At 70.2% G+C, this 13,395-nt stretch carries 10 protein-coding genes; 4 read left to right on the plus strand and 6 right to left on the minus strand.

The annotated features are described in order from the left end of the window. The first annotated feature begins 140 nt into the window (after positions 1-140). Complete coding sequence (locus tag HUT19_RS30275) at positions 141-722, plus strand: dienelactone hydrolase family protein (RefSeq protein ID WP_176183487.1); 582 nt, start codon at positions 141-143, stop codon at positions 720-722. Between the two features lie 16 nt (positions 723-738). Here HUT19_RS30275 and HUT19_RS30280 read toward each other — a convergent pair whose 3' ends face one another. From HUT19_RS30280 to HUT19_RS30300, 5 genes are all read right to left on the minus strand, one after another. Continuing rightward, positions 739-2,379 (minus strand): alkaline phosphatase, encoded by a 1,641-nt coding sequence (locus HUT19_RS30280; protein ID WP_176183488.1) that lies wholly within the window; start codon positions 2,377-2,379, stop codon positions 739-741. 154 nt (positions 2,380-2,533) lie between these two features. Next, positions 2,534-3,367, minus strand: a complete 834-nt coding sequence (locus tag HUT19_RS30285; protein ID WP_176183489.1) for a thioredoxin domain-containing protein — start codon at positions 3,365-3,367, stop codon at positions 2,534-2,536. Between the two features lie 61 nt (positions 3,368-3,428). Then, positions 3,429-4,109 carry a hypothetical protein gene (locus HUT19_RS30290; RefSeq protein ID WP_176183490.1) on the minus strand — a complete coding sequence of 227 codons (681 nt, stop codon included), beginning with the start codon at positions 4,107-4,109 and terminating at the stop codon, positions 3,429-3,431. 63 nt (positions 4,110-4,172) lie between these two features. Next, positions 4,173-4,997, minus strand: a complete 825-nt coding sequence (locus HUT19_RS30295) for a thioredoxin domain-containing protein (protein WP_176183491.1) — start codon at positions 4,995-4,997, stop codon at positions 4,173-4,175. A 379-nt stretch (positions 4,998-5,376) separates the two neighbouring features. Next, the gene (locus HUT19_RS30300) at positions 5,377-6,702 is read right to left on the minus strand and encodes a DUF2252 domain-containing protein (protein WP_176183492.1); all 1,326 of its coding nucleotides are present in this window, start codon (positions 6,700-6,702) and stop codon (positions 5,377-5,379) included. 238 nt (positions 6,703-6,940) lie between these two features. Here HUT19_RS30300 and dnaE point away from each other — a divergent pair, with 238 nt between their 5' ends. Continuing rightward, positions 6,941-10,483 carry a DNA polymerase III subunit alpha gene (dnaE, locus tag HUT19_RS30305; RefSeq protein ID WP_176183493.1) on the plus strand — a complete coding sequence of 1,181 codons (3,543 nt, stop codon included), beginning with the start codon at positions 6,941-6,943 and terminating at the stop codon, positions 10,481-10,483. Positions 10,484-10,555: 72 nt separating this feature from the next. Here the strand turns inward: dnaE and HUT19_RS30310 are convergent, their stop codons facing one another. Continuing rightward, on the minus strand, positions 10,556-10,738 hold the full coding sequence (locus HUT19_RS30310) for a hypothetical protein (protein WP_176183494.1): 183 nt from the start codon (positions 10,736-10,738) through the stop codon (positions 10,556-10,558). Between the two features lie 286 nt (positions 10,739-11,024). Between HUT19_RS30310 and HUT19_RS30315 the strand changes: the two genes are divergently transcribed. Both HUT19_RS30315 and HUT19_RS30320 read left to right on the plus strand, forming a co-directional pair. Further along, on the plus strand, positions 11,025-12,347 hold the full coding sequence (locus HUT19_RS30315; RefSeq protein ID WP_176183495.1) for an NYN domain-containing protein: 1,323 nt from the start codon (positions 11,025-11,027) through the stop codon (positions 12,345-12,347). A gap of 150 nt (positions 12,348-12,497) precedes the next feature. Continuing rightward, complete coding sequence (locus tag HUT19_RS30320; RefSeq protein ID WP_176183496.1) at positions 12,498-13,295, plus strand: IPT/TIG domain-containing protein; 798 nt, start codon at positions 12,498-12,500, stop codon at positions 13,293-13,295. The last annotated feature ends 100 nt before the right edge of the window (positions 13,296-13,395 follow it).

Raw genomic sequence — 13,395 nt, forward strand, 5'->3', positions numbered from 1 at the left:
GGACACCTACCTCATCCTTCCTTCGGGAGTCCTGGCTGTCCCGTCTTCCCAGATCCGCGTCCTCCAGACCGTAGCTGGCACGATAGGAGGAACGCGAACCTCAAGGAGGAACGCGAACGTCAAGAGGGAGAAGTGAAACGGTGGCGGATGCGTCGACGGTCGTTCTGTTCCATTCCGCGTACGGGCTGCGCCCCGCGGTGCGCGCGGCGGCCGACCGGCTGCGCGGGGCCGGGCACGAGGTGATCGTGCCCGACCTGTACCGGGGACGGACGGCGGACACCGTCGAGGAGGGCATGGCCATCAAGGACGAGATCGGCCGGGAGGAGCTGCTGAAGCGGGCCATCGCCGCCGCGGCGCCCCATTCCGACCGCCGGCTGGTCTACGCGGGCTTCTCGCTCGGCGCGTCCATCGCGCAGAACCTGGCCCTGGCCGATGAGAGGGCGCGCGGGCTGCTTCTGCTCCACGGCACCTCGGACATCGCCGACGACGCGGCCACCGATGAGCTGCCGGTACAGCTGCATGTCGCCGACCCCGACGCGTTCGAGCCGCACGACTGGCTCAGCGCCTGGTACCTGCGGATGCGGCGGGCGGGCGCAGAGGTGGAGGTCTTCCGCTACGCCGGGGCCGGGCATCTGTACACCGACCCCGAGCTGCCGGACTACGACAAGGAGGCGGCCGAGGCCACCTGGCGGGTGGCTCTCGGCTTCCTCGACGAACTCTGAGCCTTCAGGGGCGGGGTCAGACCACCGGCTTGTCGACGCGCTCGACCTTCTGGGTGCCCGAGCGCGTACGGTACGACCGGGCCCAGGCCGACGTGGCGTGCGGATCGGTCCGGTCGGAGACGGTGTAGTAGTCCATCTGGGCCGCCTCGGCGGTGATGTCGAGCACACCGTAGCCGTGGGAGTCCATGTCCACCCACTTCACATGGCGGTTGGCCGCCTTGATGGCCGCGGCCGCCACCAGGGACAGCGTGTGCGGTGCCACATGCAGGATGTCGTCGATGTTGTCGGAGGTCACCGAAGTGACCACGAACTCGGTGGCGGCGGACCGGGACAGCGGATAGGTGGCGGCCCTCACCGGTACGTCGTTGGCCCACGCCGTGTGGATGTCACCGGTCAGGAAGACGGTGTTGTTGATGGAGTTGTCGGTCAGATGGGCCAGCAGCTCGCGCCGGTCGTCCGTGTAGCCGTCCCACTGGTCGGTGTTGATGGCCAGTCCGCCCTTGGGCAGCCCGAGCAGCTCGGCGAGCGGGCCCAGCAGATCGGCCGGGACGGAGCCGAAGGCCACCGGCGAGATCATCACCGAGTTGCCGACCAGCCGCCAGGTGGCGCTGGACCCGGACAGACCGGACTTGAGCCAGTCGAGCTGGGCGCGCCCGGTGAGCGTACGGTCCGGATCGTCCGCCTCGCCGCTGCCGGTGGACACCTGCTGGTCGCGGAACGAGCGCAGGTCCAGGAGGTGGAGGTCGGCCAGGGTGCCGTAGCGCAGCCGTCGGTAGGTGGTGCCCTGGATGGAGGGGCGCACCGGCATCCACTCGAAGTACGCCTGCTTGGCGGCGGACATCCGGGCCGCCCAGGCGCCCTCGCTGCCCGGGGTGTGGTTCTCCGCCCCGCCCGACCAGGCGTTGTCGGCGAACTCGTGGTCGTCCCAGATGGCGATCACCGGCAGCACGGCGTGCAGCGCCTGCGCGTCGGCGTCGGTCTTGTACGTGGCGTGCCGGACGCGGTAGTCGGCGAGCGTGACGATCTCGTGGGTGGGCCGGTGCGGCCGGACGACGTACTTCGCTTCCGGGTACTCGCCGCTCTGGTACTCGTAGATGTAGTCGCCGAGGTGGAGGATGGCGTCCAGGTCGGTGCGGCCGGCCAGATGACGGTACGGCGAGAAGTAGCCCGCCTCCCAGTTGGCGCAGGAGACCACGCCGAACCGCACCCCGTCGGTGGCCGCGTCCTGGGCGGGGGTGGTGCGGGTGCGGCCCACCGGTGAGGTGGCGCCGCCGTCCGCGCTGAACCGGTAGAAGTAGTCGGTGGCGGGCTTGAGTCCGCGGACGTCGGCCTTGACGGTGTGGTCGGTGGCGGCCGACGCGCGGACGGTGCCGTGGGCCACGACCGAGCGGAAGTCCTTGTCCGCGGCCACCTCCCAGCGGACGTCGACGGCGGGGCCGCGCCCGGAGCCGGGCACCGCGTCCGGAGTGGGGGTGATCCGGGTCCACAGCAGGACTCCGTCGGGCAGCGGGTCACCGGAGGCGATGCCGTGGAGGAACGCCGGACCGTCCGCGGCGTGTGCCGGAAAGCCGGTGGCGAGGGGCAGCAGGGCGGCGGTCGCGGCTACGGCCGTGACGGCGCCGCGGCGCGATATGTGGTGGTTGTCATGGGGGGTCACGGCGGAGGAGATTACTGGTAAGTAATCTCTGGGGACAGACCCTGGCGGGAAGTTCGCCGACGTATCTCCCTGTAGTCAGCCCACGGACACCGCGGGGCCGGTGCGCGGCCGCGGTCGGCGCGCACCGGCCCCGTGAAGGCCCGCCGGGCGGGGGCTACTTCTTCAGGTTCTGCTTGACGAGTGGGGTGAACTGCTCGGGAGTCATCGGCGGGTTGTCCTTGACCTCCAGCTTCTTGCCGTTCATCTGGAAGGCCGGGGTGCCGGAGATGCCCTTCTTGGCCGCGGCGTCGTAGGTCTTGGACATCACGACGGCCCAGTGGTCGTAGGTGCCCTTCTTCACGGCCCGCTCGAATTCCTTGTTGCCCTTGAGCTCCTTGACCTGCTGCGCGACGGCGAGCAGCTTCTTGTCGTCGGAGAAGGCGTCGACGGTCTCGTCGGGGTGGTTCTTCGCCGAGTAGAGCGCGGACTTGTACGCCATGAAGGCGTCCGGGCTTTCGTTGAGAGCCGCGCCCAGCGCGCTCAGGGCGTTCTTGGAGCCGGTGCCGACGATGCCCTTGGCGTCGTCCAGGAAGGCGGCCATCGTGAACTGCGCCTTGTAGGTGCCGTCCTCGATGTCCTTCTGGACGGTCTTGCCGGTGAGCTGCTCGAACTGGGAGCAGACCGGGCAGCGCATGTCCTCGTAGACATGCAGGGTGTTCTTGGCGCTCTTCTTGCCGATGATCACCGTGGTGCCGTTGGGGCCGGAGGAGTTCGCGGGCGTCACCAGCTTGGTCTTCTCAGCGGCGGCCGACCACTTCTGGCTGGCGTTGTCGCTGTTGATGTTGGAGACGGCATAACCTATGCCGCCGGCTATCGCCAGGACCGTGACGACCGCGCCGCCCACGAACAGCTGGCGGCGCATCCGGTCCTTCTTCGCCTGGCGCTCGCGCTCGGCGCGCAGTCGCTCGCGGGCGGCCTGCTTGTTCTGCTGGCTATTGCGGTTGCTCATATGTGATCGATCTCCGTCGTGAATGCGTCAGTACTGCGTACGGGTGTGTGGATCGCTGTGCTCAGACCAGAGCCGAGCGGGGCGGTCCACGACGCACGACGGAGTGCACCAGGAGAGGGAGCGCGGGTGCCGGGCGGGCCGGGCGCACCACGCGCGGGGCCGGGCGGAGAGGCCGCGGGGCCGAGGTGACCGCCGCGGCGGCCAGCAGCAGCGGCCGGAAGGCGAACCCCGCCACCGAGAGCAGCAGCCGCCCGACGGCGGCCTCGCCGCGGCGCAGCCAGGCCGAGGCGATCAGCCCCACCGCGATATGCGCGGTCAGCAGCAGCCAGGGCGTGGCGGAGCCGACCGCGGCCGCCAGGGGGGTGCCACCGCCCGGATGGGTCACCCCGGCCAGCGGGGTGCCGACGTCACCGCCGCCGCAGAGCACGGTGACGCCCATGGAGCGCAGGGACCCCGCCACCGGCCCGCCGGACGGCCCGTAGCAGGTGTCCTGGCCGGTGGTGAAGACGGTGTCGGCGGCCAGCTCCAGCGGGACGAGCAGGGCGGCGATGCTCCAGAAGCCGCGCTCCCGGCCCGCGAGGGCGTAGGCGATGGTGAAGACGGCGACCGACAGCAGGACGACGCTGGTCAGCGGCAGCGGTGTATGCGACAGCAGCACATGGGACGCCGAGGACAGCGTGACGCACAGCGCTGTGAAGAGCGCCGCGCGCACGGTCCTCAGCTGCGGTCCGGTGCCGTCCATGACCTCAGATTTTGCCATGCTCGGCCGTAGGGACGACATCAAGAGCCGGTACCGGGCTTCCGGTCAGTCGTTGAGCTGGTCGTTCACCGCTTCGGTGAATTCCGTCGCGGTGAGCGGGACCGATCCGCCGCTGCCGGTCAGCTCGGTGCCGTCGAGCTTCAGGGCGGGGGTCTGGCTCACCCCGGACCGGTCGAAGGCGGAGCTCATCTCCTGCGCCCAGCGGTCGTAGGTGCCCTTGCCGACGGCGCCGCGGAAGGCGGCGCTGTCCTTCAGGGCGGGCACGTCACCGGCCACCTCCAGCAGGAAGGCGTCACTGGCGAAGGAGTCCGTGGACTCCTCGGGGTGGTGCTCCTCGGACAGCAGGGCGGCCTTGTAGTCGAGGAAGGCGTCGGTGCTCACGTTGAGTGCCGCACCGAGTGCGCTGAGTGCGTTCTTGGAGCCGCTGCCCTTCAGGTTCTTGTCCAGGAACGTACCGAAGTGGAACGACGCCTGGTACGTGCCGTTCTTGATGTCCTTGCGGAGGGTGGGCCCGGCGCCCTGCTCGAACCGGGCACAGGGCGGGCAGCGCAGATCCGTGTAGACATCGAGGGTGTGCCCGGCGCCCTTCTTGCCGATGAGCACCGTGGTGCCGTTGGCTCCGGAGGTGTTCGCGGGCTTGACCAGGGCGCCAGAGCCGGAGCCGTCCGAGCCGGAGCCGTCCGAGCCGCCGGTGTCGGCGTCGTCATCGCCGGAGTCGCCGCTGCCGCCGGTGCCGTCCGCGCCGCCCGTCGGGGCGCCCGCGCCCGGCTGGGAGGGCTGGGCCTGGTCCGCGGCGTTCTTGGCGCTGTCCCCCGGTTCGTCGTCGGTGATCACCAGCACGGCGGCGAGCACCGCGGCGGCCGCCGACACCCCGATGATCGCGGTCAGCGCGGCCCGGCGCTGCCGGTCCCGCGGCGGCGGGGGAGTGCCCCAGCCTCCGCCGCCCGGAGGCGGCGGGGGAGGGCCGGGCGGAAATCCCGGAGGCTGGGCGGACGGCGGCCCGGGCTGCGGGGGAGTCCCCGGCGGAGGGGTCCCCGGCCGCGGGATGGGCTGCTGCTGAGCGTTGTGCCGCGGGTTCGGCTCGCCCCCCGGCGGCTGTTGTCCAGGCCACATGCCCAGTAACCATAGAGGGCGAGCCGCCGGGCGGGGGCAGCGGCCCCCGCCCGACAGCCGTACGACGGGTACTCAACAGCCGCCCGGAGCCCCGGGGATGCGGCCGCCGGAGCCCGGCCCGTCGGGGGACCGGCCGTCAGAGCCCGGGGATACGGCCGTTGCGGAACAGGTCCACGAAGATCTGGTGGTCGGCCCGCGCCCGCGCCCCGTAGGAATGCGCGAAGTCCACCAGCAGCTCCGCGAAGCCGTCCTCGTCGGCGGCGATCACCGCGTCGATGGCGCGCTCGGTGGAGAACGGCACCAGCGAGTGGCCGCTCTGGTCGTCGGCGGCCGCGTGCATGGTGGCCGTGGCCCGCCCCAGGTCGGCGACGACCGCCGCGATCTCGGTCGGGTCGTCGATGTCGGACCAGTCGAGGTCCACCGCGTACGGGGAGATCTCGGCGACCAGCTGTCCGGCGCCGTCCAGCTCGGTCCAGCCCAGCCACGGGTCGGCGTGGGCCTGGAGGGCACGCTGGGAGATGACCGTGCGGTGGCCCTCGTGCTGGAAGTACGAGCGCACCTGCTCATCGGTGATGTGCCGGGAGACCGCCGGGGTCTGTCCCTGCTTCATGTAGATCACCACATCGTTCTCCAGGGCGTCGCTGTTGCCCTCCAGGAGGATGTTGTACGACGGGAGCCCGGCGCTGCCGATGCCGATGCCCCGGCGGCCCACGACGTCCTTGACGCGGTAGGAGTCGGGGCGGGTCAGGCTGGACTCCGGCAGCGTCTCCAGATAGCCGTCGAAGGCGGCCAGGACCTTGTAGCGGGTGGCCGCGTCCAGCTCGATGGAGCCGCCGCCCGCCGAGAAGCGGCGCTCGAAGTCGCGGATCCCGGTCATCGATTCCAGCAGCCCGAAGCGGGTCAGCGAGCGGGCGTCACGCAGCGCGTCCAGCAGCGGGCCCTCGGCGGTCTCCAGCGTGAACGGCGGCACCTCGTCGTCCTTGGCGCCGGTGGCCAGGGCGTGCACGCGCTCGCGGTACGCGGCGGCGTACGTCCGCACCAGCTCGGTGATCATCTCGTCGCTGAGCGCCTTGGTGTAGCCGATCAGCGCGACCGAGGCGGCGAAGCGCTTGAGGTCCCAGGTGAAGGGGCCGACATACGCCTCGTCGAAGTCGTTCACATTGAAGATCAGCCGTCCGTTGGCATCCATATAGGTGCCGAAGTTCTCCGCGTGGAGATCGCCGTGGATCCACACCCGGCTGGTGCGCTCGTCCAGATACGGACCGCCCGCGCGCTCCCGCTCCACGTCCGAGTAGAACAGACACGCCGTGCCGCGGTAGAACGCGAACGCCGAGGCGGCCATCTTCCGGAACTTCACGCGGAAGGCGGCCGGGTCGGCGGCGAGCAGCTCGCCGAAGGCGGTGTCGAAGACGGCGAGGATGTGCTCGCCGCGCTGCTCCGCCTGGGTCTGCTGGGTCGACATGCGGAACGCCTCCTGGGGCATCTGGGGTCGGGCCGGGCTGAGTGGAACCGAACAGGAACCGACAGGGTAATTTCCGTCCCGCCCGGGGCGCGCGGAGCGCGCCCGGCGGAGGGGACGGCCTTGTCCGGACCAACGCCTGAGGCTACTCGCGAGTGCCCGCCCGCTGTCAGTGCGGAGGGGTAACCTTCGGAGCTGGCTCGCCCTGCCGTCATCGACCGTTCTCCGGAGGTCTTCCACCGTGACCAAGCCGCCCTTCACGCACCTGCACGTCCACACCCAGTACTCGCTGCTGGACGGTGCCGCGCGGCTGAAGGACATGTTCAACGCGTGCAATGAGATGGGCATGACGCACATCGCCATGACCGACCACGGCAACCTCCACGGGGCGTACGACTTCTACCAGCAGGCGACGGGCGCCGGGGTCACGCCGATCATCGGCATCGAGGCGTATGTGGCGCCGGAGTCGCGCCGCTACAAGCGGAGGGTGCAGTGGGGCCAGCCGCACCAGAAGCGCGATGACGTCTCCGGTTCCGGCGGTTACACCCACAAGACCATCTGGGCGGCGAACAAGACCGGTCTGCACAATCTCTTCCGGCTCTCCTCGGACGCCTATATGGAGGGCTATTTCGTCAAATGGCCCCGGATGGACAAGGAGACCATCGCCCAGTGGTCGGAGGGGCTGATCGCCTCCACCGGCTGCCCCTCGGGCGAGCTCCAGACCAGGCTGCGGCTCGGCCAGTTCGACGAGGCCGTCAAGGCCGCCTCCGAGTACCAGGACATCTTCGGCAAGGACCGCTATTTCCTGGAGCTGATGGACCACGGCATCGAGATCGAGCGCCGGGTCCGGGACGGGCTGCTCGAGGTCGGCAAGAAGCTGGGCATCCCGCCACTGGTCACCAATGACTCGCACTACACCTACGCGCGCGAGTCCGAGGCGCACGACGCGCTGCTGTGCGTCCAGACCGGTAAGAACCTCTCCGACCCCGACCGCTTCCGGTTCGACGGCACCGGCTACTACCTGAAGTCCACCGACGAGATGTACGCCATCGACTCCTCGGACGCCTGGCAGGAGGGCTGCCGCAACACCCTCCTGGTGGCCGAGCAGATCGACAACAGCGGCTGGTTCGACAAGCGCGACCTGATGCCGCGGTTCGACGTCCCCGAGGGGTACACCGAGGTCACCTGGTTCCAGGAGGAGGTCAAGAAGGGGATGGCCCGCCGCTTCCCCGGCGGCGTCCCCGAGGACCGCCAGAAGCTGGCCGAGTACGAGATGGACGTCATCATCCAGATGGGGTTCCCCGGCTACTTCCTCGTGGTCGCCGACTTCATCATGTGGGCGAAGAACAACGGCATCGCGGTCGGCCCCGGCCGGGGCTCCGCGGCCGGTTCGATCGTCTCGTACGCGATGGGCATCACCGACCTCGACCCGGTCGAGCACGGCCTGATCTTCGAGCGGTTCCTCAACCCCGAGCGCGTCTCCATGCCCGATGTCGACATCGACTTCGACGAGCGCAGGCGCGGTGAGGTCATCCGGTACGTCACCGAGAAGTACGGCCATGACAAGGTCGCCCAGATCGGCACCTACGGCACGATCAAGGCCAAGAACGCCATCAAGGACTCGGCCCGGGTGCTCGGCTATCCGTACGCGATGGGCGACCGGATCACCAAGGCCATGCCCGCCGACGTCCTCGGCAAGGGCATCCCGCTGTCCGGCATCACCGACGAGAAGCACCCCCGCTACAGCGAGGCGGGCGAGGTGCGCGGGATGTACGAGAACGAGCCGGATGTGAAGAAGGTCATCGACACCGCGCGCGGTATCGAGGGCCTGGTGCGCCAGATGGGTGTGCACGCCGCGGGCGTGATCATGTCGAGCGAGACGGTGACCGACCATGTCCCGGTCTTCTCGCCCAAGAACGACGGCCAGGTCGTGACCCAGTGGGACTACCCCACCTGTGAGTCGCTCGGCCTGCTGAAGATGGACTTCCTCGGCCTGCGGAACCTCACCATCATGGACGACGCCGTGAAGATGGTGCGGGCCAACAAGGGCGTCGATCTCAAGCTGCTCGATCTGACCCTGGACGACCCCAAGACCTTCGAACTGCTCTGCCGCGGTGACACCCTCGGCGTCTTCCAGTTCGACGGCGGCCCCATGCGCTCCCTGCTGCGCATGATGAAGCCCGACAACTTCGAGGACATCTCCGCCGTCTCGGCCCTCTACCGGCCGGGCCCGATGGGCATGAACTCGCACATCAACTACGCGCTGCGGAAGAACGGCCAGCAGGAGATCACCCCGATCCACCCCGAGCTGGAGGAGCCGCTCAAGGAGGTCCTCGGGATCACCTACGGCCTCATCGTCTACCAGGAGCAGGTGCAGAAGGCCGCCCAGGTGCTCGCCGGCTATTCGCTGGGCCAGGCCGACCTGCTGCGCCGGGCGATGGGCAAGAAGAAGCCCGAGGTGCTGGAGAAGGAGTTCGTCAACTTCCAGAAGGGCGCCCGGGAGAAGGGCTACTCCGACGAGGCCATCCAGGCCGTGTGGGACGTGCTGGTCCCGTTCGCCGGATACGCGTTCAACAAGGCACACTCCTCCGCGTACGGCCTGGTCACCTACTGGACCGCCTATCTCAAGGCGAACTACCCCGCCGAGTACATGGCGGCACTGCTCACCTCGGTGCGTGACGACAAGGACAAGTCGGCGGTCTACCTCAACGAGTGCCGCCGCATGGGCATCAAGGTCCTCACGCCGAACGTCAACGAGTCCGAGGCCAACTTCACCGCCCAGGGCGACGATGTGATCCTCTTCGGTCTCACCGCCGTGCGGAACGTCGGTCAGAACGTGGTGGAAGCGATCATCCGCGGCCGCAAGTCCAAGGGGAAGTACAGCTCCTTCCCCGACTACCTGGACAAGGTCGAGGCGGTCGTCTGCAACAAGCGCACCACCGAATCGCTGATCAAGGCGGGCGCCTTCGACGAGATGGGCCACACCCGCAAGGGCCTCACCGCCCACTACGAAACGATGATCGACAATGTGGTGGCGGTGAAGCGCAAGGAGGCCGAGGGGCAGTTCGACCTCTTCGGCGGCATGGGCGACGACAGCGGCGGCGACGGACCGGGCTTCGGTCTGGACATCGAGTTCTCCGACATCGAGTGGGACAAGACCTATCTGCTCGCCCAGGAGCGCGAGATGCTCGGTCTCTATGTCTCCGACCATCCGCTCTTCGGCATCGAGCACGTCCTCAACGAGAAGGCGGACGCCGCGATCGCCCAGCTCACCAGCGGTGAGCACGCCGACGGCGCGATCGTCACCATCGGCGGCATCATCTCCGGCCTCCAGCGGAAGATGACCAAACAGGGCAACGCCTGGGCCATCGCCACCGTTGAGGACCTGGCCGGTTCCATCGAGTGCATGTTCTTCCCCGCCACCTATCAGCTGGTCTCCACCCAGCTGGTCGAGGACGCGGTGGTCTTCGTCAAGGGCCGCCTCGACAAGCGCGAGGACATCCCCCGGCTGGTCGCCATGGAACTGATGGTTCCCGACCTGTCCGAGGCATCGGCCAACGCACCGGTGACGATCACCATTCCCACGGTCAAGGTCACCCCGCCGCTGGTCGAGAAGCTGGGCGAGGTGCTCAGCCACCACCGCGGCTCCACCGAGGTGCGGATCAAGCTGCAAGGGGCCCGCAAGACCACCGTGCTGAGGCTCGACCGGCACCGGGTCACCGCCGATCCGGCCCTGTTCGGCGATCTCAAGGTGCTGCTGGGAGCGTCCTGCCTGGCCGGCTGACGCCCGCCCGCCACACCCGCGCGAGGGGCGCGCCCGGACCGGGCGCGCCCCTCAACCGCTCACAAGCGGTGGTCAGTTGTGGCCGAAACTCTTCTGCCGGTCCTTGCGGGCCGCCGCCGGGGCGCCCTCCGGTCGCATCGCCTGCGACTGCCCCTCCGGTGAGGACGGCTGGCTCTGGTCGGCGGGGCGGTCGGCCATGCCGCGGTTCTGCTGCGCCTGCGGCTGCTTGCGATCGCGGTTCTTGTTCTTGCCCATGGTGGTGTGCCTCCAGTTGGGATCAGCCCCCCGGTGAAGGCCCTCCGGAGAGGAAGCCCTCCGGGAAGAACAGTGACATGGCTCAGTGTCCCGTGCATTTCGGGCAATTACCGTGAGTGAGAAGGGGGGTCTTCGCGGGTAGGCCGTATCCGCCACGCCGGTGATCCAGTTCGGACTGATAACCCTCGTACGGTCGGGCAGACTCGAGAGAAAGCCAAGAGAAATTCCGGGGTACGGCTGTGTACGGGGGCGACCGAGGACTGGACTGTCTGAAAGAGGGTGGAACGTGGACCGCTGCGTCGTCCTGGTGGACGCCGGCTATCTGCTGGGCGCCGCCGCGAGCCTGCTGGCCGGGGAACCCGCCCGGTCCCGTATCTCCGTCGACCACGCGACCCTCATCCAGGGCCTGCGGGAGCGCGCCGAGGCCGAGACCGAGCGCCCCCTGCTGCGCATCTACTGGTTCGACGGCGCCCCCGACCGCGTACCGCAGCCCGAGCACCGACGGCTGCGCGTGATGCCCCGGGTGACCGTCCGGCTCGGCGCCCTGACCCGCAGCGACGGCCGCTGGGCACAGAAGGGGGTGGACGCCGCCATGCACGCCGAACTCACCGAACTCGCCCGCAATCGCGCCTGCTCCGACATCGTGCTGGTCACCGGGGACGGCGATCTGCTGCCCGGGCTGATGTCGGCCAAGGAGCACGGCGTCGCCGTCCATCTGTGGGCCGTCCAGGCCGCGGACGGCGACTACAACCAGTCCGAGGACCTGGTCGCCGAGGCCGATGAGCGGCGGGTGCTGGACCGCGCCTGGATCACCGGGGCGGTCCGCGCCAAGGAACCACCCGGCCCCTGCGCCCCCACCGCCGCGCCGCGCCCGGAGATCGCCGCCATCCTGTCCGCCCCGCTGCCCGAGACGGCGGCCGCGGCCGCCGCTGCCGCCGCGGCCGGGTCCGGCACCGACGGCGCGACCGCCGGCCGCAACGGCACCGCCCATCCCGGTGCGGGCGTCGTCGGCCGCGGCGCGGCCGACGGCACCGGGAGCGCGGACCCCGCCGAGCCCGGGACGGCCGCCGACGCGGCGGCGGGCGCCGCGGCCGGCACCAAGGCAGGGGTGCCCACCCCCAAGGACCTCGCGGGGCTGGGCCGGGCCCACGGCGGCCCCGCGGCGCAGCACCCCGTCCCCAGCGCCACCCTGCGCTGGTCCTCCGACAAGGGATGGGTCGACCGCGGCCCCGGCACCGGGGTGGGCGAGCCGCCGGAGACCGCCAGCCTCCCGATGCTGGCCCAGCTCACCAGCGCCGAGCAGCGCTGGGCCGACCGCGAGGAGGACATCACCACCGTCAGCGGCGACCCCTTCGAGGTCGGGCAGGTCTTCGCCCGCCGCTGGATCGAGCGGCTCTCCGATCCCGGCCACCTCCCGCAGCTCTCCACCGAGTACCCGCGCATCCCGCACCGCATCGACGGCGAACTGCTGCGGTACGCCGCGCGCTTCGGTCTGCTCGCCCACAAGGACGACCAGATCGACGAGCACGACCGCTATGCGATCCGGGCCGGTTTCTGGCGCGAGATCGACGTCCGTACCGCGGCGGAGCACACCCCGGCGCCCGAATAGCCCGGTGCGGGCGACCGTCCGCGCCCCGGCCTTCCGTCCCCTCCCCGCACGCCTCCCGTGCGCCTGCCGCCGCCGTCACCCGATTGCTTTAATCGGCCTCACCGGGCGGCCCGGTGCGGTGGCCGAGCGGGCATACCACGGAGGACGGTCATGGCGGGGATTCTCACCTCACTGGTCGACGCGGCCACCGGCACCGACCGGGGCAAGGCCGGGGACACCCTCACCCTCACCGGATCCGGCCTCGGGGGCACCACCCGGGTGAATGTCGGCCGCGCGGCTCTCACCCCGGCGAGCGTGGCACCCGGCACGGTCACGGTCACCGTCCCGGCCCTGTGCGCGGGGCAGCATGCGGTCAGCGTGACCGCGGGGGACTCCACCAGCAACGCGTTGCCGTTCTTCCTCGTGCCCGCGCCGGTCGTCACCGACCTGAGCAGCGGTGCCGGACCGGCCGGGGCCACCACGGTCACCCTGATCGGCGAGGGTTTCCTGACCGCGACCGGGGCCACCTTCGGCTCCGTGGGCGCCGCCACCGGCACCTTCCCGCCGCCGACGGACACCGCGCTCACCGTCACCACCCCCGCCCACACCACCCCCATCACCGGCTGTACCGACACCGTGGGGGTCACCGTCGTCTCGCCGGGCGGCACCAGCGCCTCGTCGGACCGCAGCCAGTACACGTACTACGACGTCCCCGACGCGGTCTCGGCCACCCCCGCGACCCAGGTGCCGGGCCAGAACGTCACCGTCACCGGCACCTGTCTGGCCGACACCACCTCGGTGGTCTTCGACGACGGGGTCACCCAGACCCCCGCCCTCTTCAGCAACGTCTCCGCGACCGAGGTCCTCGCCGTCGTTCCCTCCCTGGCGCCGGGTACCTTCGACGTCCTCGTCACCACCCCCGGCGGCACGGACACCTCCTCGCCGCCCTCGGTCACCATCACCCTCTGATCGCCGGGCCGGGCCGGGCCCGGGGCCGTGGGCCGTCCGGACCGTCCGGCGAGGGACCCGGGGGCAGGAGCGGGTGTATGGGCGCGTACCCTCATAGCTC

It is taken from the genome of Streptomyces sp. NA02950, from assembly GCF_013364155.1.
Classification (GTDB): Bacteria; Actinomycetota; Actinomycetes; order Streptomycetales; family Streptomycetaceae; genus Streptomyces.

Coding starts and splice junctions, on each gene's coding strand:
- HUT19_RS30285 (WP_176183489.1), bottom strand. CDS start 3,367: ATGAGCAACCGCAATAGCCAGCAGAACAAGCAGGCCGCCCGCGAGCGA.
- HUT19_RS30310 (WP_176183494.1), bottom strand. CDS start 10,738: ATGGGCAAGAACAAGAACCGCGATCGCAAGCAGCCGCAGGCGCAGCAG.
- HUT19_RS30300 (WP_176183492.1), bottom strand. CDS start 6,702: ATGTCGACCCAGCAGACCCAGGCGGAGCAGCGCGGCGAGCACATCCTC.
- HUT19_RS30320 (WP_176183496.1), top strand. CDS start 12,498: ATGGCGGGGATTCTCACCTCACTGGTCGACGCGGCCACCGGCACCGAC.
- HUT19_RS30290 (WP_176183490.1), bottom strand. CDS start 4,109: ATGGACGGCACCGGACCGCAGCTGAGGACCGTGCGCGCGGCGCTCTTC.